Source organism: Vibrio sp. E150_018, assembly GCF_053544035.1.
The window spans coordinates 55,393-80,071 of the sequence record NZ_JBHGNY010000015.1 but is presented as its reverse complement, the minus strand read 5'-3'; the positions used below and the strand labels follow the sequence as shown (position 1 = coordinate 80,071).

Sequence of the window (24,679 nt, the reverse complement as noted above, 5' to 3'; positions counted from 1 at the left end):
ACATCAGTGTAAATAGCTTCTAAATTAATCATGCCCAAGTCCTTGCGATTGATAGTTCTAGATAAACGATCTGATCGCGACTTGGGCATTTAGTTCATTTCTTATCCGCAGCTCAGGTTAATTACGCTTTGAAGCAAACCTCTGGTGAATTTGTTGCGATATTTGATTGTGACCACATTCCTACTCGAGCTTTCTTTCAGCTAACTATGGGATGGTTTATTAAAGATCCTAAATTAGCCATGATTCAAACTCCGCACCATTTTTTCTCGCCAGATCCATTTGAACGAAATTTATCGAATTTCAGGGATGTACCTAACGAAGGTAACTTGTTTTACGGTTTAATCCAAGATGGTAATGATTTATGGGACAGTACGTTTTTTTGTGGTTCTTGTGCTGTTATTCGTAGAGAACCGTTAGAAAAAGTAGGAGGCATTGCCGTTGAAACCGTTACTGAAGATGCTCATACTTCACTGCGTATGCATCGATTAGGTTATCGTTCTGCGTATCTACGTAAACCGCTGTCAGCTGGTTTGGCGACAGAAACATTATCAGCACATATTGGGCAACGCATCCGTTGGGCGAGAGGGATGGCGCAAATATTCCGGTTGGATAATCCTCTTACTGGCAAAGGGTTAAAGTGGCAACAGCGCTTATGTTATGCCAATGCAATGCTGCACTTTTTATCCGGGATCCCTCGGATAGTGTATTTGCTCGCTCCTTTGGCTTTTTTATTACTGCATACTTACATCATCTTTGCTCCTGCTTTGGCCATTATTTTATATGTATTACCTCATATGGTGCATTCGAGTATGACAAACTCCCGGATGCAAGGGGACTATCGCCATTCTTTTTGGGGGGAAGTATATGAGACTGTTTTATCATGGTATATCGCCCGGCCGACGACTATCGCATTATTTGCGCCACATAAAGGTACTTTCAACGTAACTGCAAAAGGTGGGTTAATTGAAGAGGAACATTATGACTGGGGAATCTCGGCACCTTATCTTGCATTGGTTTTTTTAAATGTGCTGGGTGTTGGATTTGGTATTCACCGACTGTTTTATGGACCGACAGCAGAGTTAGGCAGTGTCGCGGTTAACTTATTTTGGGTATTTTATAACTTATTGATTTTAGGTGGAGCGGTAGCTGTTGCTGAAGAAGCAAAACAAATACGTAAAAATCACCGTGTTAATGTTGCTATTCCTATGAGTTTAACGCTTAAGTCAGGCCATATGATCCGATGCATTATGAAAGATTTTTCTTTAGGGGGAATTCGGGTTGAATTACCGGAATCTGTCAATCTTGAATATGGGTACCAGTTAAGTGTTGTCCTACAACGAGGGGAGCAATCTTATGTATTTCCGATGCAGGTTATTTATAACCAAGATAAAGTGATTGGTTTGCAATTACGAGAATTAGATACTCAACAACAAATCGATTATGTTCAGTGTACCTTTGCTCGTGCTGATACTTGGGCACAATGGCAAAGTGATTATAAAAGAGATAAACCATTATTAAGTATGTATCGAGTATTACAAATCGGTGCAGAAGGGTACCGTCGAATTTTATTTAACGGCCCCATTTATATTCGGGTGTTTAGCCAAGCAGTGATGAATGTTTGGAGACTGATCTATTCATTAAAACCACAAAATGCACAATTAAAGAGCGAATAATATGTGGATGAACAATAAAGTAAAAATGCTTGCTTATATAGTGAGCCTAGGGTGTGGCAGTGCGATATGGTCAGGCAGTACATTTGCAGACAATTCTCCAATATCTTCAATAAATGCGACGATATCAACCAACTCTTCTGCTCGTGATTCAGCGATAGTGGTCACACCAAAAATTTCGCCTAAGGTAGAAGAACGAGTTTTAAAATTTAATCAACTTGGCTATTCAAGATCTATTCGAATGCAAGGTAGTGAAAGCCAAGTTTATGTGGGGTTTGGATCCCGTTTAGATGAGATAATTTCACAAGCAACCCTATCGTTTGATTTTATTCCGTCTCCCGCTCTTTTGTCGGTAGTTTCGCATGTGAAGGTTTATTTTAATAATGAGCTTATGGGGGTAGTCTCAATTACGGATGGTAGTCAAGGGAAGAGAGTGAAGGCTACGATTCCTTTAGATGCTAGGTTATTTAGTAATTACAATCAAATGCGTTTCGAATTAATTGGTAACGCCAGTCAAACTTGTAGTGATCCTAATAATGCCAGTATTTGGGCTGAGATTAGCCAAGAAAGTAAAGTGACACTTAAAGTTCAAAAAACACAATTGAATAATGATTTAAGTCTGTTACCGGCTCCATTTTTTGACGAGCGAGACACGAACCCATTAACTTTACCAATGGTGGTTGGGAATAATATCGACTTAAATGAAATTAAGGCTGCTGGGATTGTTTCGTCTTATTTTGGTTCTCTTGCGCAATGGCGTGAAACCAGTTTTCCTGTAATACGTGACAAAGCGCCGGATACGAATGCAATTGTTTTCATTACTAATAATAATAAACCTGAATTTTTAAAAGATTATCCTGATTCTGATGGCCCTTATCTACAAGTTATCTCTCATCCGACTAAACCGTATGTAAAATTGCTGGTGATCAGCGGTAGAGATAGTAAAGATTTGGAACAAGCGGTTAAAGGTTTGGCTTTTGGTCAGCATTTATTAACGGGCCCTGTCGCTAAAGTTACGCGTATGACACAAATTGCACCGCGACAGCCTTACGATGCCCCTAACTGGATCAGTACTCGTCGACCCGTTGCTTTATCTGAAATGGTAAAAGATCAAAATAGCTTACAAGTAGAAGGGCAAACGCCACCTCCTATGTTTGTAAGTTTTAGATTACCACCGGACTTGTTTACTTGGCAAAGCAGAGGAATTCCATTTGATCTTGCTTATCGTTATTCCCCACCTCAAACGGATAATTCAGGTTCTCGCATGAGCCTGAGTATTAATAACCAGTTTGTTCAAGCATTTAATTTAAATACTAAAGGTGAATCGAACCATGAGACACGGTTACGAGTACCTTTATTGGATGATGGGGCGCTAGGTACCGGAGATAAGGTCCGAATTCCAGCTTTTAAAGTTGGTAGCCGTAATGATCTCAAATTTGAATTTGGTTTTTCGTCGGCAACGGCTGGAACGTCGGTTTGTCAAACGACTCAACCAAGTAAGCAATATGCAACAATTGATGGTGATTCAAAAATTGATTTTTCGGGCTTCCCACACTACATCGAGATGCCGAATATGCGAGCATTTGCTAATTCAGGCTTTCCATTTACACGAATGGCCGATTTATCCGATACGGTGACAGTATTACCGAAAAAGCCAACACATAATGAAATTGAAATGTTTATCAATATGATGGGACGATTTGGTTCCTATACGGGTTACCCGGCAGTCAATGTTGATGTTTCTGATTCTTGGTCGAAAGAAAAATTAAAGGGTAAAGATATTTTAGCTATTGGGGTTATACCTGATTTAAAAAATGGTGCGAAAGAACCGACACCCAATATGCTATTAAAAAATGGTATTCGCTTTAGTCAATTACCGAGTAAAAACGAGAAGCAACAAGGAAAAAATTGGGTTGATCCTTCGAATGAAAATTCACACCCTGCTGATATAGTAGAGATGTCTGTCACTGGTAAATTTGCCGCGATAACCAGTCATCAATCTCCATTTGATCCGCAGCATACTATTGTCAACATATTAGGTGATACATCTCAATCTTTAAGCTTAGTAAATAAAGCGCTGAATGATTCCGGTAAAATTAACGCCATGTTTGGATCGGTCGTCAGTATTCGAGAAAATAGTGTGGCAAGTTTCAATGTCGGCGAGCATTACTATGTGGGGAGCTTACCTGTCTGGCAATTAATCATGTATCACTTTTCTCAACACCCAGAATTAATGGTGATAGCTTCGTTATTCTTTATGGTGTTGATGACGGTGACGTTGTGGAGAATTTTACGCCGTATTGCAAGTCGTCGCGTTGAAAATAAGGATGAAGATTAATGAAGCACTTTCATACTCTATTAATTGTTTTGTTATTAAGCCCTTTTGTTGTACAAGCAGAAACACAGCAAACGACGGAAACCATGCAACAAAATGAGGCAGAAACTAAACACGACATATCAGCACGCTTATCCATATCAGCAGAACAATGCCAATGGTCATTATGGGATAGCTTTAAGCATCATTACGTAGAAGGTGGTCGAGTAGTTGACGATAGCGACCCTCGTAATATTACCACGTCGGAAGGTCAATCTTACGGTCTGTTTTTTGCCTTGGTTGCCAATGATAAAAAAGCATTTTCGAGTATGTTGAACTGGACAGAAAAGTATTTGTCTGGCGGAGATTTAACCGCTCGTTTACCCGCTTGGCTATGGGGAACGTTGCCTACTGGTGAGCAAGGAGTGTTAGATAATAATACGGCTTCCGATTCTGATTTGTGGATAGCTTATAGCTTGGTGGAAGCTGGGCGTGTATGGAATAATTATTATTACCAAACATTAGGATATTTGTTAGCAATACGTATTTTACATGAGGAGACCACAAAGGTTTCAAATTACGGCACAGTATTATTACCGGGGCGTAATGGATTTATTTTAGAGCATGATCATGTTCGTTTAAATCCAAGTTATACGCCATTGCAACTACTTGTTCGTATGCAAGCTCTATCCCTTGATTATCAATGGCAAGAACTAGTCGATACAAGTAATCGACTTATATTAGAGAGTATACAAAAAGGCTTTAGTCCTGATTGGGTAGAGATGACACCTGATGGTCTCCAAATCGATGAGAAGACAAAAGGTGTTGGAAGTTATAACGCAATTCGTACCTATTTATGGGCTGGAATGTTGCCTGAAAACAGCCCTTATAAGAAAGCGATTATAACAAAAATGCAGCCGTTGATTGATATTTTAAAGAAAGATAAAGCGATGCCAGAAACGCTCGATACAGTTACCGGTAATTATGAAGGTAATGGAGGCGTAGGCATCACTGCTGCGATAATTCCATTATTACAGTCGTCTAAGCAAACACAATTAGCGCAATATTTTTCTGTGAAAACTAAAGAGAATTTATCTAGCATTGAAGAAGGCAGTTATTACCAAAGTGTATTAACGTTATTTGCTCAGGGCTGGCAAAATGGTCGCTATCAATTTGATATGGAAGGTAAGATTATACCAAATTGGGTTGCGGCATGTCAAAAATAGTCCATGCGTTAAAGGATAATCGAAAACCACCTGTTCAGCTTATGTTACCTGTTCAGCTTATGTTGCCAATACCGTTATTGGCTACAAGCTTTGCATTAACCAGTCTTGGTTATAGTGAAAAGGTTCAGGCGTTAGAGTCCGTATCAGCTGCGGTCATCATGAATCAATCTTTTCAATTTTCAACAGATCTAGCGGCAGTAAATTCGAAAGAGTGGCTGGTTAATCAGTTAACTTATGCACAATTATTACACCGACCAGATATCACAGAAGCCACATTACAACGTCTTTTTGCTATTTCACCTAATAACCTGCAAGGTTTAAGGTATCAATCATTGTATTTTGTTGAAAATAAAAAAATTGATAAGGCACAAGAAATACTGCAAAAAATGCAATTTCAGGCTCCTAATGCAAAAGAAACCCTAAAGCTTGCCTCGTACTTATCAATTTATTTAACGAATCGAAATGACTACCAAAAGGCGCAATTATTGTCACATGCAGGTCGTTCTTCAGAAGCATTAAAACTTTATGACAAGATTTTTCCTGATGGAATGCCGACGCTAGGGTTACAGTTAGATTATTTGCTTATTCAAGATAAAAATCCTGATAATTGGCAAAAGGTACAAGATGGTTTAACTCAATTAAATGAAGATTATCCTGGGATACCAGAGTTTCAATTAACATGGGCTCGGCATACATTATCAGAAATGCCTTCCGACCTTGCTGCATTAAAGATGATTCAACAATTAACGTTAAATCCAACAACCAGTGATGCGGCCTCATCATTGTGGCTAAATAGCTTAAATGATAATTATATCACGAAGGATATTGTGAAGCAGTATGCCATCTTAAGTAGCTATACTCCCGGCAATCAAGAATACGCAAATGCTTACGTGGACGCTCAAAAAAGATTTAAAAAAGAGCAAGAACTACTTAAAGATTCTACTTATAGAGCAAAGTTAGAGGGTTTAGCTTTAGTTGATGCTGACCAATATTTAACAGCAGAACCTAAATTATTGACGGCGTTATCGACCCGACCTAACGATTCTGAAGTCTTAGGTGGTTTAGGCTTTGTGTATATGAAAACAGGACGGCAAACCCAAGCTGTTGGCTATTTTAAAAAAGCAAAACAATATGATTCTAATATACGTCAAACTGATAAATGGGACTCTTTAATCACGGTCTCTGAGTATTGGGCAAACTTAGATAAGGGCGATTTGCTGATGCAGAAAAAGCAATATGCACAGGCTAAGAAGGCGTATCAAGCAGCGGTAGACCTCAAACCAGATAATCCTTATGCGTATAACTCACTAGCTGAATTAGCATTGCTCAAAAATCAATATTCAGAGGCAGAGCGTGACTATTTAATGGCTTTGAAACAAGAACCGTTAAATGAGACTGCACTTGCTGGCAGAATCGATATTCGTGTTCAACAAAAAGGTAACGCTGCCGCTTATCAATTTTCTAAAAGCTATACATCTAACCAACAGAGTGTCGTGCAAGATAAAATATCCAGTTTATACAGCAGTGTTTTATTAGCTGAAGTACAACAAGCTTTAACAAAAGGCGATAACCAAACAGCAACGAATAAACTCAATCAACTTTTAAAAGCACCGCCAGCATCTCCGTGGGATAAAGCATCCATTGCCGATGCATTGCAAACGACAGGTGATCCTGCTCGAGCAAACCAGTTGATGAAACAATGGTCTAAAAATAAAGATGTGGAATCCCAATTTGCTTATGCATTGTATTTATCCCGTTATGGCCAAACGGAAAATGCAATAAACGTACTTAAAGCGATCCCTGCTAAAAAACGCACTTCGTCAATTGATAATAACTTAATGCGACTAAAGATAGATTTCGCTTTTCAGCAACTATCTCAATTGATAAAGAATGATCCCACTACAGCGAAAGTAAAAATCGATCAGATGTTATTGGACTGCCAAGGTCAGCCACAAGCGGAAGTCCGTTTAATTGAAATGGAATACAACTTGGGTTTTGTCGATGAGGCTCTTAATGATGTTCAGCAGTTAACTCCTCAATCTTCGTGGTCTTACCAAACACAACTAGATTATGGCCAATTACTATTTAACTTAAAAAGTTACGACCAATTTGAGGCTTGGAAAAATCAATTAAGTGAACCTGTAGGCTCTGATGAGGATGTTGCTAATTATCGACAACAAAGAGATATGCTACTGGCTCAATATGAATGGTTAAATAAGCATTATGATGAGGCTGAAAGTTTATACTCACCAATAGCCTCCAGCCATAGCGATAATGCAATCACAGCTCAATTTGCATTAATTGATATTTATAATTCGACAGGAAATAATGCGGCGAAACAATCGGTGACGCAACAACTTTATCAACACCGTGAGTCTTTAAATGGCTACCAAACCGCTGAGTTATCTGACGTAATGAATGAGCAAGGGCAAACTCAACAAGCACTAGAATTAAGTCAGAAAATATTGACGAAAAGTGATGCGGGAGCTTCAGACTTCCGTACCAGTATGAATGTTGCAATGGTTAATAATGATTATTCTTTGGCGCAATCGTTAGGTTATCGTGCGTTATTAAGCGATAACGCGACGAATCAAGATCAAACTCAAAAAAGGAGTTCACAGCAAAAAGATTTACATCAATTGTATGATGAAGCTGAAGATAACTGGCTCACTCGTGGAGTGAAGTCAGATATTGATAAAATCAATGATCGTAATGATGGCTATATTGAATTTGGCGTAGATTACAGTGGCCGTGATAATGAAAATAGTGCCATACAAATTCCTGTCGAAATTAAAATACCTATGCCGAAATATGATGGGCATCTGTTGATCCGTACCGATATGGTGTCGTTAGATTCGGGAGATTTAGATTACTTTAATAAAGATTCTGGGACGGGTAGTAATACTACCTTCAGTTCTCAATCAAAAGGGATCGAGTTTGGTGTGGGTTGGCAAGCAGAGACTTGGTCGGCTGATATTGGTACCACACCCATTGGGTTTGATTCTCAGACTTGGGTAGGGGGGGTAAATCTTTCTGGTGATCTTGGCGACTTTGGTTGGAAGAGTACTTTTTCTCGTCGTTCTGAAACTAGCAGTACTTTGTCTTTTGGTGGTATGGAGGTTCCAACATTAACCCCCACGAAAAATGAAGATAAAATGAAAGCGGATAGCACCCATACTGGTGAGCATTGGGGTAACGTGATGAGCACCGGGATTAAATTAGGCGGAAGTTATGATATCGGCAGCCCTGTCGGTTTTTGGTCTAGTCTTCAATATCATGTCTTAAATGGTGTGAAGGTTGAGGATAATACGCGTGTAGGTGTACTTGGTGGCACATATTGGAAATTGGTCACTGAAATAGATAGGCACTTAAGCGTTGGTATGAACGCAATGTATTTTCATTACGATAAAAATTTGAGTGAGTATGCTTACGGTTATGGGGGGTATTATAGTCCACAACAGTATTTTTCATTATCACTTCCTGTTAATTGGTATCAACGTTTAAGTAATGATTTCTCATATATTCTTAGAGGCTCAATCTCGAACTCTTGGTCACAAGAAGATGCCTTATACGACACAACAGGAGAAACAGAAAAAGGGGGCGGTTTTGGTTATTCATTGGAAGCAGTGATGGAAAAGCGAGTGAGTAAACAATGGTACATTGGTTTAGCTGTAGATATTCAGCGCTCAGACTTTTATGAACCAAACCATGGATTGTTATATGTTCGGTATACCTTTAATGACCGTTGGCAACCTGTAGAAATGCCAGTCAATCCACTAACACTATACGCTGATTTTGATTAGTTACTAGAATTAAGGCCAGGGATATTCGATGCAGTAATATGTCGTGTATTAGCAGTGATTATATTCCCCGGTGGCGACTATAAATTTCTATCAGAAGAGGAGTCTGATCCGGTGGTATTTTCTTATTTAACCAAGGGGTATAATGTGTTTATCCTAGGTTATTCCATTCAAGAATATGCTGCATTTCTTCAACCTATGCCATCGCTTTTAAACGATGGCTCATGTTCGTTAATATCATCAAGAATACAATATTCATCCTGATAAATTGCAGTGGGTGGTTTACCAGGTGGTGAGCATTTACCCTCGAGTGTTGGTACTTTGTGGAATCGAAAAGAGTATCAGAAGTTGGGAAGTGTAGAAGGACAAGAGCATAAAGCTAACGCGCCAGTCTTGGCGTATCCAATGATCACCATAGATTGGATGAAATTAAGTATCGAATCTAATTTAAAGAATATTCTCCGTGAGAAGTTTGATGCTCCGAAGATGATTTCGACAGTGATTTGTCATTATAATGTTGGGCTGCACACGTCTCCGGGTTTTCTTTTTCATACCACTGAAGAGCAATCAGTATCAATTTCCGATAGTTTGAAATTTACTAGTGCACTAGATGATCATGGCGTTCCTTACGAGTTACTTATTTTCCAACGTGAGCCACATGGAATTGCGCGAACGAATACTTTAACCGATGATTGAAAGGGGCTTAAAATTAAGCATGTAGTGCAATGCTGGGGGGGCTGCTTGGCTAGAGCTTGTTTAAACATAATCGATAATTTAGCCTCTTGTTACCTAGTGATAACTAAGCTAAACAAGGGTTTGAGTAATCTTTTTTTGCTAAATGATTTAAGCGTCGTACTTGCTATTTTCTGAGGTGGTTTGTTGACCGCAATAACTGCTTCAGTGTTGCTAATGTGCAGTGAATATCACGTTATGGGAATGGGATATTTATACCTTTTGTTACCAATCGATTGCTTTTATGTGAGTCGCTGCTTAGAATTCGGCCATCTTTTCTTATTGATAGAATACAATTGTAATGAAATTAGAAACAATCGATTATCTAGCTGATAATGCTGCTGAGTTATTTGTTAAATCTCTACGAGAGACAGGCTTTGGTGTATTAAAAAATCACCCAATTTCTAAAGAGCTGGTTGAGTCTATTTATGAAAATTGGCAACAGTTTTTCTTATCAGAGCAAAAACATGATTTTCATTTTAATGCTGATACTCAAGATGGTTATTTTCCTCCGTCTGTTTCTGAGACGGCAAAAGGCCATAGTGTTAAAGATATTAAAGAATACTTTCATGTATATCCTTGGGGGCAAATACCTGAGCAACTGAAAGCCCAGATTTTAGATTACTATCAACGTGCAGATTCGTTCGCACAAGAATTACTAAGCTGGGTAGAGCAGTATGCGCCACAAGAAGTACAAGAGAAGTTCTCTATTGCTTTGTCTGAGATGATCAAAGATAGCGATAAGACATTATTGCGTATTCTTCATTACCCACCCATGACGGGTAATGAAGAGCCTGGTGCTATTCGTGCGGCAGCTCATGAAGACATTAACTTATTAACCATTCTTCCGGCAGCTAACGAGCCTGGACTACAAGTGAAAACGTTAGAAGGTGAATGGCTAGATGTGCCTTGTGACTTTGGGAATCTAATTATTAATATTGGTGATATGCTGCAAGAAGCATCGGGTGGCTATTTCCCATCGACCACCCACCGAGTGATTAATCCAACAGGTGAACGTCAAGAAAAGTCACGTATTTCACTGCCATTGTTCTTACATGCAAAACCTGATGTGGTTTTATCTGAGCGTTATACCGCGCATAGTTACTTGATGGAACGTTTACGAGAATTAGGGGTAATTTAACTTACATCTCAAAGTTAATTGGATATATACCTTTAAAACCTATGATGGAATCTGAAAGGAGGAAGCCATAGGTTTTTTATTACTTGGATATTGGTAGTTTTAGCTTAAAAAAGACCGGCCTAGATAAACTTCCGTTGATAACGCTTTACCATACTAACATTACCCAGCAAGCCACCTTGATGAATATACAATAGTGCTTTGTTGGGGTTTTCTTCTCGCCAGTACTGCAAACATTGCCACATGTATGGGTCGTAGAGTAAGTCAAATTCAACTTGGGTTTGTTGCTTTAATTGTTGCCAGATTTGGTAGTCTTGCGCATATAACTTACCAAATTGGTGCTTAGCTTTTCCATCTGTCGTGAGAATCTTAGGGTGCAAAGGCTCATTTAAACTATCAAATTGTTGGGTTAAGTACTCTTGGCCGCCAACACAGGCACAGGTGATCACATCAATATTATGTTTCGTGAGATGCTTGGTTAAATACAGTGCAGTGGTTCCGGTGCCAGATGGTAGCGCAACAGTTAAGACGCTAATGTTTTGCGAGCGTTTCCAATCAATAATTTCTTGTGCCAATTGTTTGATGCCGCGTTCAGCAATCGGGCTTCTACCGCCTTCTTCAACAAATAAACATTGTTCGTCTGGCTGACGAATTTGCTTAATGTAATCACTAGGATGAAGATCGGAAGAAAGAGCGGTAACCTCGATGAGCTTTGCGCCTAATGCTAATGAAGCTTGATAATTACCCACCGGATTTTGTTTTAACCAGCGAGGAATATGGTCAACATAAAACTCTAATTGCCAACCTTTGAGTTTAGACAGTGCAGCTAAGCTGTATAACGAATTTGCTTGAGGAGAGCCATAACCAATAAGTGTGGTGACGTTAGGGTAGTCATCTTCCAGCAACGCCATAAATTTACGGGCTTTATTACCTGAAAATTCTGGATGAAGTAGGTCATCCCGTTTTAGATAAAAAGGATGACCGTTGAAGGTGTGCTGGGTGATGGGGGTGTTGGTTAGCTTCATCTTGATTCCGTCATCCCGTACAGCGAGAGAAAGGCCATATAATTTCGTCATTCCAGCCGAGCCTTAGCGAGAGCAGGAATCTATTTACAGCGCGTTGTATATAGATCCCGGATAACTCGTCCCTCGTTTCCGGGATGACAGAATTTTCGTTTTTCGTACTCGAACGACGCTTTGCTTTTTCAAGTAACGAGAAGCGAAGTGCTCGAAATACGAGTTACGTTTCTCGTATTATCTTGCGCGACTACCCGCAGGTTTACCTTTTGGCTTCCCCTTAAACCCAGTGTTTTTGCCTTGATTTGGTTTGTTTTGTCCCGCAGGTTTACGGTTAGCACCTGTTGGTTTTTTGTTATTACCAGTCGATTTACCGTTACCTTGTGGACGTTCACCACCTAAACCTGGCTGACCTTTAGCTCCAGTGTGTTTCGTCGCAAAACGGTTAGCGCCATGACGACCTGATTTACGACGTTGCGCTGGCGTTAAAGTATCGGCGGCATCTTCAGCCGGTACCAAGCAGCTTGGCTTATCACCAATTAAATGCTTTTTACCCATGTTAATTAACGCTTCACGGATCATCGGCCAGTTAGCTGGATCGTGATAGCGCAATAAGCCTTTATGTAAGCGACGCTGACGTTCACCTTTAGCAACTGGCACATCTTCACGTTGTTTGTATTTAACGCGCTTCAATGGATTGGTTTCTGAGTAATACATTGAAGTTGCATTACACATTGGCGATGGGTAGAAGTTCTGTACCTGATCACATTCAAAGTTGTTGCTCTTGAGCCATAGTGCCAAGTTCAACATATCTTCATCTTCAGTACCCGGGTGAGCCGAGATAAAGTAAGGGATCAGATATTGTTTTTTACCCGCTTCTGCACTGTATTTTTCAAACATTTGCTTGAAGGTGTCATAAGTCCCCATCCCCGGCTTCATCATTTTATTTAACGGGCCATTTTCAGTATGTTCTGGTGCTATTTTTAAGTAACCACCAACGTGATGAGTAACCAGCTCTTTCACGTATTCTGGTGATTCAATTGCTAAGTCATAACGAACGCCAGATGCGATCATCACTTTCTTAATCCCCGGCACTTTACGTGCAGCGCGATACAAATCAATGGTGTGTTGATGATCGGTATTCAGCTTGTTACAGATACCCGGGAATACACAAGATGGGCGACGACAGTTAGCTTCCGCTTTTGGATCGGAACAACCTAAACGGTACATGTTCGCCGTTGGGCCACCAAGATCTGAAATTGTGCCAGTAAAGCCCGGTACTTTGTCGCGAATGTCTTCCATCTCATTCAAAATAGACTCTTGCGAGCGGTTTTGAATAATACGACCTTCGTGCTCTGTGATAGAACAGAATGAACAACCGCCAAAGCAACCACGCATGATATTTACCGAGGTTTTAATCATATCGTAGGCTGGAATTTTTGCCTTGCCATACATTGGATGTGGGCGGCGTGCATACGGTAGACCAAACACAAAATCCATTTCTTCTGTTGAAAGCGGGATAGGGGCCTGGTTGACCCATAATTCACGGTCACCATGCTTTTGAATCAAAGCGCGGCCTGAATATGGGTTCGTTTCCAAATGCATAATACGACTAGCGTGCGCATATAGAATTCGGTCGTTATTTAATTTTTCAAACGGTGGTAAGCGAACCGCGGTGCTTTTTGAGTCATGACGCGGTTTGCGATCTAACTTTATCTGTTGCGGCTGAATTTCAATCGGTTGTGCCTGCGCTTTTTGAGCATCTTCCGCTTGCTGATCTTTAGATTGAGTATCGCAGTTGCTTTCTACTTCATACGGGTTAATTGGTACGAAGACGGCTTTGCTTGGTTTTTCGATACGTGAAGAATCAATGACCGTGTAGCCTTCTGGAACCGCAGGTAAGTTCACTGCGGTGCCACGGATGTGAGTCATTTCGCTGATTGATTCTTGGTTGGCAAGGCGATGGGCCACTTCAACCAAGGCACGTTCGGCGTTACCAAATAGAAGAATATCTGCTTTGGCATCAAATAATATTGAGCGGCGAACTTTATCTGACCAGTAATCGTAGTGGGCAATACGGCGCAAGCTTGCTTCAATGCCACCTAGAACAATAGGGGTTTCTTTGTAAGCTTCACGACAACGTTGTGAGTACACCAAAGTAGCACGATCAGGGCGTTTGCCCCCTTCGTTATTTGGCGTGTAGGCGTCATCGTGACGAAGTTTTCTATCAGAGGTATAACGGTTGATCATTGAATCCATGTTGCCAGCGGTAATCCCGAAAAATAGATTCGGTTTCCCTAACGCCATGAAGTCGTTTTTATTATCCCATTTTGGCTGTGCGATAATGCCAACACGAAAGCCTTGTGCTTCCAGTAATCGACCGATGATCGCCATCCCAAAACTTGGGTGATCAACATAAGCATCGCCCGTTACAATGATAATGTCACAGCTATCCCAACCAAGTGCATCCATTTCTTTTCGACTGGTCGGTAGGAAAGGCGCAGGACCAAAACATTCCGCCCAATACTTTGGATACTGGTCGATAGGTGTTGGCTTGGTGGATTGTTGAATGTCGCTGTACATAAAATGACCTCTAATTTGGGATGCCAAAGTATACAGATTAAGACCAAGATCGACTAGGATAAAAGTAAACTATTTTCATTCTATGCCCTTATTTATATAGGGGTTAAGGCATTATCGAAAATTGCGGATTCACCAAGATTTTTGTGATGAGTTTTGGTAGAGTCCGCAGCGAGTTAACTATTTAGATCAACAGCCCCTAGGATCCAGCCTAATGTATTCGTATTTATTAAATGTTATTCCGCCGATGTTATTTGGCGCTCAATGTGTGTTGTTAATGGTGTTGCTTAAAGGGGAAATTTGCCCGGGTCAGCGCGGACGCATTCATAAGCAATTCCCTGTTATTGGGGTAGCATGGTTGGCAATTAGCCCATTATTTTGGCCACTAGCATCGGTTGGTATTTTAATTCTGGCTTTCTTTTCTCAAGTAAAAGTCAGCAAAACTCGCGATTCAGGCCCACTTTGGCTACTTAAAGTCGCCAATGGGTTTGCGCTGGCTTATAACGTGTTTTTCATTCTAGGTTCAGACCGCCCGCAAGGTTTGTTCATGCTGTTTGCCATGTTGTTCCTAGGTGCAGGTTTAAGCCATGTACTACTAACTTTTGCTCGTACACGTTTGCAAGCATTCCACCGTTTATTGCCTGTTGCAGGTATCGTCGGCGCGATGCTGATTTGCTTAGCGGTATTATGGCAAACCCAGCAATATAGTTTGAATTACTTGCACAATACCATTTGGTCTTTAGTCGGCTGCTTTGGTTTGATCTTATTGGGAATTGTCGCTTCAAGCTGGCATATCTTTACTCAGAAAACCATTACTAAAGTACAACCTGCGCTTGGTTTAGTAATGAGTCTAGCCGCGATGGTAGGTTTTGCTGGATTATTGTTTTAAATAACTTGATTTATTCGAAAACGATTATTTTTGCTTCATCACAGAATTTATCTCAAACAACAACTATTCTTAGATTGTGACTTTTCTAAAGGAGCAATCAGATGGATTTAAGCAATGTAAAACGTTGGGATAGCATTATTCTACTCGGTATTGTGAACGAAAAACTAAGATTAGAATGCGACAGTTTTGAAGAGCTAGTCACCATGTATGAAATGGATGTAGAAGACTTGGTCGGTAAGCTTGATGTGCTTGGCTATCAATACGATCCACTGACGAATCAGTTTAAGGCGAGGTGAGTTTTCGAGTTTCGGAAATTCGTTGCTAGTGGCTCGAAAAAGAAGAGCCTCGAGTTATGAGAAGTGATGCGCTCTAGCAACGAGCCCCGCTAAATCACTTATCTTTTTGATGAATAAATTTACGTAGCTCGGAATCTCGTTGCTCGTGACTCGAAAAAGAACTACCTCGAGTTACGAGAAGCAAAGCGCTCTAGCAACGAGCCTCGCTAAATCACTTATCTTTTTGATGAATCAACTTACGGTACTCGGAGTCTCGTTGCTCGTGACTTGAAAAAGAACCCCCTCGAGCCACGAGAAGCGAAGCGCCCGAGCACCGAGCTACGCTTACACCATCTTTATCCCATCCAAATGACTCTGACACTGCTGCTTCGCCGTACTAAAAAACGCCTGCAAGTATCGTTTATCTTTTTCTGCGTGCCTAGTCGCGGCAAATAAACGCCGCCATAAGCCTTTTCCTAGAGGTTTACTGGTGATTAATCCCTGTCGTGAGAATTCACTGATTGCCCAGTTTGGTAATGCTGCAACACCTAATCCTGCCGACACCATTTGTACCAACATTAAAGTATTGTCTGCTTGTTTCCATTTTGCAGGTTCAACGCCGGCGGGTTGTAAGAAATGTTTCACTACATCCAAGCGCTGCTTTTGTACTGGGTAGGAAAGCATGGTTAATGCCGCGAGATCGTCGGGTTCGATGAATTCTTTATCGGCCAGTGGGTGATTGGTGGCAGTAATTAAACGCATTTCAAAATCAAATAACGGTTCATAATGCACTTCTGAACGCGGTTGAATATCGGAGGTGATCACTAAATCCAATTCACCAGCCACCAATGCCGGTAAAGGTTCAAAGCCAAAGCCTGATGAAAAGTCGAGCGTGACACTTGGCCATGCAATTTGATATTCCTTTAATGCTGGCATCAGCCATTGAAAGCAGGAGTGACATTCGATTGCCATGTGCAAACGGCCATTCACATCTTCTTTTAAGCTCGCGATATCATTTTCCGCTCGGGCAATTTTTGGCAGCACTTCATCGGCCACTTTTAAAAGGATTGCACCTTCAGAAGTGAACTTGATTGGGCGGGTTTTACGCAGAAATAATTTACCGCCAATGCGAGATTCAAGATCTTTCAATTGATGAGAAAGGGCGGATTGGGTGAGATGCAGTGCAGTCGCGGTAGCGGTTAATGAGCCTGTATCGCGTAAGACTGACAATGTCCGTAAATGCTTTATTTCTATCATTACTCATCCTCATGATGAAAAACTTTCCTTTAGAATTTTTAATAAAATTACTCCTTTATTTTGTGATTGTAAACGTCTAGATGGCTATTTGTTGTTGTGCATTGAAATAAATTCATAATCATTGTGAATGAATAGACATTGCTCATGTTGCTACAAAGCTCGATTATTTAGCCATCTAGACAGATAAATGTAGTGGTAATGCATCATTACAACGATTCGAATAACGCGCTTGAAAAATTATAAGGTAGGGACAATATGACGGCACAAAATAAAACCATCACACATATTCTGGGTTACCCACGTATTGGTGAAAAACGTGAGCTGAAATTTGCTCAAGAACAGTATTGGAAAGGCGAAATCGATCAAAATGCATTAAAAGCCGTAGGTAGTGAACTGCGTCAACGCCATTGGAATGATCAAACGGCGAGTGGTTTAAGTTATGTAACGGCTGGCGATTTTGCTTGGTATGATCATGTACTCACAACGAGCTTACTGCTAGGGCATGTACCCGCAAGGCATTCAAATGGTGGCTTTCCAGACCTAGATACCTTATTTAAAGTGGCACGTGGTCAATCGGCAAATAGTGAAGCTTCAAATTGTGGTTGTGGATCTGCTCATGAAGAAAGTGCCGGTGCCGCGGCATCTGATATGACCAAATGGTTTAATACTAACTACCACTACATTGTGCCGGAGTTTAGCCAAGACGACAGTTTTCAAGTGAGTTGGCCGCAATTGTTTGATGAAGTGAATCAGGCAATTCAAGCCGGGCACAATGTGAAGCCGGTTTTATTGGGCCCACTTAGCTACTTGTATTTAGGCAAAGAAGTCAATGAAGAAGAAGTCGAAAATGGCTTTGACCGTCTATCTTTATTGGCTCGGATTCTGCCTGTCTATCAAGCGATTCTGGCGAAATTGAAATCGCTTGGCGTAGAGTGGGTACAAATCGATGAACCTATTTTAAGCTTAGAACTAGAAGATAAATGGTCTAGTGCATTTAAATTGGCATATCAAATCTTACAAGGTGAAGTGAAGCTATTACTGACGACCTACTTTGATTCAGTGGAAGATAATTTGGTTAAAATTGTTGATTTGCCGGTTAATGGTTTACATATTGATTTGTCGGCTTCTCCAGAGCAACTTGAAGTAGTGCATAACTCAATCCCACAAGATTGGGTGTTATCGGTTGGCGTGATTAATGGACGTAATGTGTGGCGTGCCGATCTTGAATCTTGGCTTACAAAATTACAACCAATAAAAGCGCAGCGTGGTGATAATTTGTGGGTTGCGAGTTCATGCTCTTTATTACATAGTCCAATGGATTTAGAGCTTGAAACCGAATTGTCAGATGAAGTGAAAAGTTGGTTCGCTTTCGCTAAACAAAAACTCAATGAAGTAAGCTTATTAGGCGCAGCATTAGACGGTAATGGTCATGCGATTGCCGCCTGTTCTAGTTATAGTCAACCGATTAAAGCTCGTTTAAGTGCCGATCATGTTAATAAACCTCGGGTACAGCAGCGTTTAAATTCATTAACTCAAGCATTTGTCGAACGTAGTGCCGCTTATCCAGAAAGGGCGCATCATCAAGCGGAAGTACTTAACTTACCATTATTGCCGACTACGACAATTGGATCGTTTCCTCAAACCGCAGAAATTCGTCAACAGCGTAGTGCATTTCGGACAGGAAAGTTAAGTGCTGCAGACTATGAGAAAGCGTTAAAAGGCCATATCCAAGATGCGGTTAAGCGCCAAGAAGCTCTCGATTTAGATGTTCTTGTGCACGGTGAAGCTGAGCGTAATGATATGGTGGAATATTTTGCGGAAAACTTAGCAGGTTTTCAGGTCACCCGTTTTGGTTGGGTGCAAAGTTATGGTTCACGTTGTGTGAAACCGGCGATTGTCGTAGCCGATATTGAACGTGAAAAACCAATGACGGTAGATTGGTCGGTGTATGCTCAATCGCTAACCTCAAAGCTGATGAAAGGCATGTTAACAGGACCAGTGACGATTTTATGTTGGACGTTTCCGCGTGAAGATATCACTCGTAAACAAATTGCTCAGCAGATCGCGTTTGCGTTGCGTGATGAAGTGGATGATTTACAAAAATCGGGTATTAATATTATTCAAATTGATGAACCAGCGATTCGTGAAGGCTTACCACTGAAAAAACGTGACCACAAGGCATATTTAGAATGGGCAGTGGACGCGTTTAAGCTATCAGCTGCCAGTGCCAAGCCTGAAACTCAGATCCATACCCACATGTGTTACAGCGAGTTTAACGAGATCATTGATTCAGTCGCAGCGCTTGATGCTGATGTTATTACGATTGAAACTTCACGCTCCAATATGGAATTACTCAAAGCATTCGAAGCGTTTAATTATCCGAATGAAATTGGCCCAGGAGTTTATGATATTCACTCACCAAACATTCCGACCCAAGCATGGATTATTGGATTACTGGAAACCGCGGCGAAGAAAATTCCAGTAGAGCGTTTGTGGGTTAATCCTGACTGTGGCTTAAAAACTCGTAACTGGGCGGAAACAGAAGCGTCATTACACAATATGGTAGAGGCGGCGAAGACGTTACGTAAACGCTTCTAATCTTTTAATCCAACTAATTAAAGCAGAAACCAGCCACGTGCTGGTTTTTTATTGGGTCACACAAATGACATTAAAATAGTCACTTGGATCGTGGTCTCGAGTGGTGATTTGATTTTGAATACGGGTGATGGTTCTATTGGGATCTAACCAAAATTGCGATTTCACCGCATACTTCATCATAAATTCCATATTCGATAACATGTAATTGTAATTACGAGCACTGGCTATTTTACTATTTGATTCTCGGCATACCGCTTGAGCTTGCGTAAAGGTAAAACTCCCAATATAGGTTTTGTTATAATGAGTAGTTTTGCCTTGGTAGTTATCATCATAGATAGGCAGTAATGCTGTTGAGCCACCGATAGAAAATATCGGCATCATATATGGCATGACTATGGTTTCAGCTTGTTCTGGTTCTTCATCATTGCTTTGATCTGACGAAGAAAGAGAGATCATTTCAGAAACTTTTGATTGGGTATAAAACTTAACTAGTGCATCGCGATATCCACGGCGGTTCAATTCAGATAAAGCGATTTGTGCATTTTCAAGTGATACCGGACCAATCATCATGCGATAACCATAATTATAGGATTGTTCTGCAATAGGGTAATCAAACTTACTTTGTATTTCGCCTTTTATATTTAGATAAGACTGGAAGCTAGAAGCAAATAGGTATTGAACAAAATATTGGGTGGAAGGCGTTATCTTATCTAAGTGAGTTGAGTTGTATGGCAGCAGTTCACAGTCTTCAGAGACTAAATACTCATTACCAATTGTCGATTGTGTGATTTGGCATGCTTGAGAAAGAAAGGGCAGTGACGATAATAAAACCCCCAAACAATATTTAAACACAGTCGAACTCCATCCTACCTATTCCAACAATTCGTCATGCTACATATACATCATGCTACAACGGCTTTTCATGAAGTTCGACTAATTTTAAATAAATATGATACCCAAGTGAATTTTGTATTTTGAAATTACTTGGGTATAGATTAAATGGGATTAATATACCCAATCTTTCAGAGTGTAAGTCAGCTTATGCTGGTCATTAGAAAGAGTCAGGGTATCTTTCCCTAAATCAATTTTGCTCCATGCTGATAATGTACTTGCGACGGCACGTTCAATATTCATCGCTTCGCCTGGACAAAGCTTCATTGTCATTGCCATTTTCTCAATACGGAACTCGCCAGTTTTCGGGTTGATTTCAGCTTGTCCATTAAAACCATTACAGCCCGCATTACCGTGGGAGTTCATCGCTTCACCGATTTCTAGATCAGGCCTAATATCGTTATGGGTTTCAGGTACACCCTTACCATCAACTTCTGTTAATACCCAGTGGTGATGCTGTAGGTCGGCGGGTGTTACAACATCAGCTTTATCAGTTGAAGAACAAGCGGCCAGTAATACAGGAACACTTAATGCTGTGATCAGCTTTTTCATCGGACTCTCTCCATATAGGTAGGTTATGCTTTACATCAGAAATGTCAGTTAAAGCATTTATATTTCTATAGATTAGCAAATTATTGTTAGCTTAGCATTAGACGTCAGTCATTTAAAAAGTTTGAATGGTGATAACCAAGTGACTGCAAGATACAGAATTCAGAGCTATCATCCCTAAAACTTGTTTTATTCTTGCTGAAACTCGCATCTTGAAGTTACTTGGGTATATATTTATTGACAATGTGATTAATTTATAACAAAGGCATAACAAGTTATAACGGGATTGAGGAGGGCACATGGAACAATTAGAGTTTTTTTCAGTGCCAAGTCCGTGTGTTGGTGTCTGCACCGTTGATGAAAAGGGATATTGTCAAGGATGTATGAGAAAACGTGAAGAACGCTTCAATTGGCTTAATTTCACTCCTGCTCAGCAAAGACATATCATCAAATTATGTAAGCAACGATATTATCGTAAACGCTTAGCTCAACGTAATGCTATTCCGGTCGTACAAGTTGATAATGACGAGGATTTGCCACCACAGGGGAGTTTGTTTTAAATCGGAAGGATATTGATATTTTTAGTGAGTTATAAAAAGGCGAAAGCCCGAAAGTTGGTAGCAATCGGGCTTTCTAATTTTTATTGAGTTTCGAGTGGTAAATTCGAATTCAATGGTATGCAAAAGGTGGATTCATCGAATCAAAGACTGGAAAGTCTTAAGCGCGAATGAAGTCCATGTGCTCAACTTTTGGTTTAAACGCGTGACGTTGAACATCTTGCGGTTTAACTTTAAGTTCTTTGCCATCAATTACTAGAGTGATACCTTCGTAGAACTCAGGCTTGTCCATTTGGTTGATAACTTCATCGTGGTTTAGAGCGATAGAAACAGGTGCTGCTTCTCCACCGTAAACGATTGCTGGGAATAGGCCAGCGTGACGTAGGCGGCGGCTCGCACCCTTACCTAGTTCAGTACGTACTACTGCTTCAAATTTCATAGTATTTACTCTCAAATTAGTAAATTAAAAGATGTTTAATCACGTAGCGACCTAGTGATTAAGCGTTGTTTCAAGCTTGATTAAATAATTAAGCATTGAAACGAGCGCGGATACTACCATTCAAATAACATCAGGGCAATAAAAAGCCGTTGAATGGCAATGATTTTACACACTGTCTCGTAGCGCTATTTTAAAACCTAAATCTATGATTGGTTTCGTTATCGATTGCCCTGCTAAACGTAGCAGTATTTGTTCTGCTGATATTATGCCCATTTTCTCACGGGGGGTAATAACGGTCGCCAGCCTTGGCACCATAATGTTGGATAAATCGTGACCATGAAAACCGGCGATTCCGATATCTTGAGGTACTCGTATTCCAAGTCGTTGACATTCATAAATTGCTCCAACAGCCAAGTCATCATTGGTACAAAATATGCCATTCGCTTGCGGATGTTCGTTACGCATTTTATGTAATAAATCAGCGCCTAAAGTGAAAGAAGAAGCACTGGTTGTTTGCAGACTTATCGGTGTTAAACCATGTTCATGCATCGCTTCTTCATACCCGGCTAATTTCAATTTAGTTCGAACATCTAACCGAGCAGCAAAGTAAATGATATGATCATGACCTTTTTCGATCATCGCCGTTGTCATGGCTTTGGCGGCGGCATGATTATCAAAACCTATGGATTGTTCAATTGAGTTTGATACTGTATCCATTATTTCAATAACTGGGATACCAGCAGTTTTTAGCATTTTTCGAGTGCGTTCGCTGTGGTGGTTCTCCGATAATATCAAAGCGTCAACATTATATGAGAGCAACATTTCGATACTTTTCTCTTCTTGCTGCTCACTATAGCTATAGTGAGCAAGCATCAATTGATACCCCGCAGGTTCAATGACACTCTCAATGCCCCGAATGATCTCGGCAAATACTTGGTTTGTTAAAGAGGGGACTAAGACGCCAATTGAGTGACTCTTTGCATTAGAAAGAATATCAGGTGCGCGGTTTGGGATGTAACCTAGCTCTTCCACCGCTAATTTGATTTTTTCACGTAATACATCAGAGACGTTATTAGGATCTCGTAGGCAGCGGCTGACCGTCATTTTGGTTACGCCAACAAGATTTGCGATATCTTGTAGTGTTGGTCGTTTATTTTTAGGTGCCATTTTTCTCTCTATTACTTCTAGTCCTATAAGTCAGGTATCGTGTGAGAAAATTTGTTAGTTTTTTCACACGATATCAAGAGTTAACGCTTTATTTCAACCCTCGGCGAATGGCTCCATTCTACATGGTATTTCGCAGATTCAGGTTGATCGATTCGAGAATAGGAATGAGATCCAAAAAAATCTCTTTGTGCTTGTAGTAGATTCGCCGGCAAAGTTCTGCATCTCATCGAATCAAAATAGCTTAGTGCTGAGCTGACTCCTGGCATTGGAATTCCGTGCATACTTGAATTAGAGACGGTTTTTCGCCAACTTAATTGTCGGTTTTCTAATTGATGGGCAAAGTACTCTGCAAACAACAAGTTGTCTAGTGCTGGTGTATGCTGGTAAGCGTTAGCAATGTCTTGCAAGAAGGTGGCTCGAATAATACAACCAGCGCGCCAACCTTTGGCTATATCAACAAAATTCAGTTGCCAGTTTTGCTGCTCAGATGTGGCGTTCATTAAATCAAAGCCTTGAGCATAAGTACATAATTTGGCGCAATATAATGCATCATGAAGCTCATTGATGACAGCTGATAGGCTTGTTTTATCGATAGGTTGTACTTTTGCTTTTAAGCATTGAGCGCCAATTAAGCGTCGAGACTTTAAACTACTTAATGAACGAGCATACACGGATTGGGTGATTGTTGGTGTTGGACAACCAATTTCTAGGCTATTAATGGCTGTCCATGTTCCCGTACCTTTTTGTCCGGCTTTATCGAGGATCATATCCACGAGTGGTTGCTCGGTTGAAAAATCCTGTTGTTTTAAAATATCAGCAGTAATTTCGATTAAATAGCTGTTCAGTACCCCTTGATTCCACTGGGTGAAAATATCACCAATTTGGTTTGGTGAGAGTTCAAGTGCGTTACGTAAATAATGGTACACCTCGCAAATGAGTTGCATATCAGCATATTCAATTCCGTTGTGCACCATTTTAACGAAGTGTCCGGAACCACTAGGGCCTGTATAGGTAGCGCAAGATTCGCCATCATGAAGTGGTGGCAGAGGAAGACCATTAGCATCGACCTTTGCTGCAATGGCATTCCACATTGGTTTTATCGATTGCCATGCTTCAACTGAGCCGCTTGCCATTAAGGCTGGGCCAAAACGTGCACCTTGTTCACCACCAGAAACTGCTGTACTGAAAAATTGCAGCTGACCTTGATATTTTTGTTCTCGATCAATGGTGTCAGTCCACAAGCTATTACCAGTATCAATGACAATATCTTGAGGTTCTAATCCAGCTTTTAGCAAATCATCAATCACTTGCTCTATTATTTTGCCTGCCGGAATAGAGAGGGCAATAACACGTGGTGATTTTAGAGTGCTTAATAATCCCGTTAATGAATCACAGGCTAAAAAAGTGCCTTTATTGAGTAACTCTGCTTCTTTTTGTGTGGCAGATAAGTGCTCTTGATTAATATCAAAGCCCGCAACATTGAATTGGTTATCAAGCAGGTTTAAGGTTAGGCTCTTACCCATTACACCAAGCCCGATCATGGCAATATGACTATGATTTAAAGAAGGTGAATTGGACATA

Annotated in this window: 17 protein-coding genes and 1 pseudogene; 10 read left to right on the top strand and 8 right to left on the bottom strand. The window is 40.6% G+C overall.

Going from position 1 to position 24,679, the window contains the following annotated elements; all coding sequences use genetic code 11:
• Positions 1 to 107: 107 nt before the first annotated feature.
• The 6 genes and pseudogenes from ACE3G9_RS13715 to ACE3G9_RS13690 form a co-directional block, all read left to right on the top strand.
• Positions 108 to 1,673, top strand: a pseudogene (locus tag ACE3G9_RS13715) (glycosyltransferase family 2 protein); the annotation flags it as partial.
• Between the two features lies 1 nt (position 1,674).
• Positions 1,675 to 4,008 carry a cellulose biosynthesis cyclic di-GMP-binding regulatory protein BcsB gene (gene bcsB, locus ACE3G9_RS13710; RefSeq protein ID WP_449219426.1) on the top strand — a complete coding sequence of 778 codons (2,334 nt, stop codon included), beginning with the start codon at positions 1,675 to 1,677 and terminating at the stop codon, positions 4,006 to 4,008.
• Positions 4,009 to 4,091: 83 nt separating this feature from the next.
• Entirely contained in the window at positions 4,092 to 5,210 is a 1,119-nt protein-coding gene (gene bcsZ, locus ACE3G9_RS13705; protein ID WP_449219430.1) for a cellulose synthase complex periplasmic endoglucanase BcsZ, read from the top strand.
• On the top strand, positions 5,198 to 9,013 hold the full coding sequence (locus tag ACE3G9_RS13700; RefSeq protein WP_449219425.1) for a cellulose synthase subunit BcsC-related outer membrane protein: 3,816 nt from the start codon (positions 5,198 to 5,200) through the stop codon (positions 9,011 to 9,013). The genes bcsZ and ACE3G9_RS13700 overlap by 13 nt, the downstream gene beginning before the upstream one ends.
• Positions 9,014 to 9,283: 270 nt before the next feature.
• Positions 9,284 to 9,706, top strand: coding sequence for a prolyl oligopeptidase family serine peptidase (locus tag ACE3G9_RS13695; protein ID WP_449219424.1), 423 nt, complete (start codon positions 9,284 to 9,286; stop codon positions 9,704 to 9,706).
• Between the two features lie 337 nt (positions 9,707 to 10,043).
• Entirely contained in the window at positions 10,044 to 10,883 is an 840-nt protein-coding gene (locus tag ACE3G9_RS13690) for an isopenicillin N synthase family dioxygenase (RefSeq protein WP_417879052.1), read from the top strand.
• 119 nt (positions 10,884 to 11,002) lie between these two features.
• Here ACE3G9_RS13690 and ACE3G9_RS13685 read toward each other — a convergent pair whose 3' ends face one another.
• Both ACE3G9_RS13685 and ACE3G9_RS13680 read right to left on the bottom strand, forming a co-directional pair.
• Positions 11,003 to 11,905, bottom strand: coding sequence for a 1-aminocyclopropane-1-carboxylate deaminase/D-cysteine desulfhydrase (locus tag ACE3G9_RS13685; RefSeq protein WP_449219429.1), 903 nt, complete (start codon positions 11,903 to 11,905; stop codon positions 11,003 to 11,005).
• A 228-nt stretch (positions 11,906 to 12,133) separates the two neighbouring features.
• Positions 12,134 to 14,479: a YgiQ family radical SAM protein gene (locus ACE3G9_RS13680; protein ID WP_449219423.1), complete on the bottom strand. Its 2,346-nt coding sequence runs from the start codon at positions 14,477 to 14,479 to the stop codon at positions 12,134 to 12,136.
• Positions 14,480 to 14,690: 211 nt separating this feature from the next.
• Between ACE3G9_RS13680 and ACE3G9_RS13675 the strand changes: the two genes are divergently transcribed.
• Positions 14,691 to 15,365, top strand: a complete 675-nt coding sequence (locus ACE3G9_RS13675; RefSeq protein ID WP_417879050.1) for a hypothetical protein — start codon at positions 14,691 to 14,693, stop codon at positions 15,363 to 15,365.
• 101 nt (positions 15,366 to 15,466) lie between these two features.
• Entirely contained in the window at positions 15,467 to 15,661 is a 195-nt protein-coding gene (locus tag ACE3G9_RS13670; RefSeq protein WP_027697251.1) for a DUF4250 domain-containing protein, read from the top strand.
• A 324-nt stretch (positions 15,662 to 15,985) separates the two neighbouring features.
• Here ACE3G9_RS13670 and metR read toward each other — a convergent pair whose 3' ends face one another.
• Positions 15,986 to 16,897 (bottom strand): HTH-type transcriptional regulator MetR, encoded by a 912-nt coding sequence (gene metR, locus ACE3G9_RS13665; protein ID WP_417879049.1) that lies wholly within the window; start codon positions 16,895 to 16,897, stop codon positions 15,986 to 15,988.
• Between the two features lie 255 nt (positions 16,898 to 17,152).
• Here metR and metE point away from each other — a divergent pair, with 255 nt between their 5' ends.
• A complete protein-coding gene (gene metE / locus ACE3G9_RS13660) occupies positions 17,153 to 19,495 on the top strand; it encodes a 5-methyltetrahydropteroyltriglutamate--homocysteine S-methyltransferase (RefSeq protein WP_449219422.1) in 2,343 nt (780 codons plus the stop codon).
• 48 nt (positions 19,496 to 19,543) lie between these two features.
• Here metE and ACE3G9_RS13655 read toward each other — a convergent pair whose 3' ends face one another.
• Together ACE3G9_RS13655 and ACE3G9_RS13650 are read right to left on the bottom strand one after the other, a co-directional pair.
• Positions 19,544 to 20,347 (bottom strand): hypothetical protein, encoded by an 804-nt coding sequence (locus tag ACE3G9_RS13655; protein ID WP_449219421.1) that lies wholly within the window; start codon positions 20,345 to 20,347, stop codon positions 19,544 to 19,546.
• Between the two features lie 153 nt (positions 20,348 to 20,500).
• Positions 20,501 to 20,938 carry an META domain-containing protein gene (locus ACE3G9_RS13650; RefSeq protein WP_449219420.1) on the bottom strand — a complete coding sequence of 146 codons (438 nt, stop codon included), beginning with the start codon at positions 20,936 to 20,938 and terminating at the stop codon, positions 20,501 to 20,503.
• Positions 20,939 to 21,234: 296 nt separating this feature from the next.
• Between ACE3G9_RS13650 and ACE3G9_RS13645 the strand changes: the two genes are divergently transcribed.
• Positions 21,235 to 21,495 carry a DUF1289 domain-containing protein gene (locus ACE3G9_RS13645; protein ID WP_417879045.1) on the top strand — a complete coding sequence of 87 codons (261 nt, stop codon included), beginning with the start codon at positions 21,235 to 21,237 and terminating at the stop codon, positions 21,493 to 21,495.
• Positions 21,496 to 21,652: 157 nt separating this feature from the next.
• On the opposite strand, the gene rplY is transcribed toward ACE3G9_RS13645, so the two are convergent.
• The 3 genes from rplY to gndA all read right to left on the bottom strand — a co-directional run bounded on the left by rplY (position 21,653) and on the right by gndA (position 24,678).
• Positions 21,653 to 21,931, bottom strand: a complete 279-nt coding sequence (rplY, locus tag ACE3G9_RS13640) for a 50S ribosomal protein L25 (protein ID WP_449219419.1) — start codon at positions 21,929 to 21,931, stop codon at positions 21,653 to 21,655.
• Positions 21,932 to 22,096: 165 nt separating this feature from the next.
• Positions 22,097 to 23,098, bottom strand: coding sequence for a gluconate operon transcriptional repressor GntR (gntR, locus tag ACE3G9_RS13635; RefSeq protein ID WP_449219418.1), 1,002 nt, complete (start codon positions 23,096 to 23,098; stop codon positions 22,097 to 22,099).
• Between the two features lie 80 nt (positions 23,099 to 23,178).
• The gene (gene gndA / locus ACE3G9_RS13630; RefSeq protein ID WP_449219428.1) at positions 23,179 to 24,678 is read right to left on the bottom strand and encodes an NADP-dependent phosphogluconate dehydrogenase; all 1,500 of its coding nucleotides are present in this window, start codon (positions 24,676 to 24,678) and stop codon (positions 23,179 to 23,181) included.
• Position 24,679: the final 1 nt, after the last annotated feature.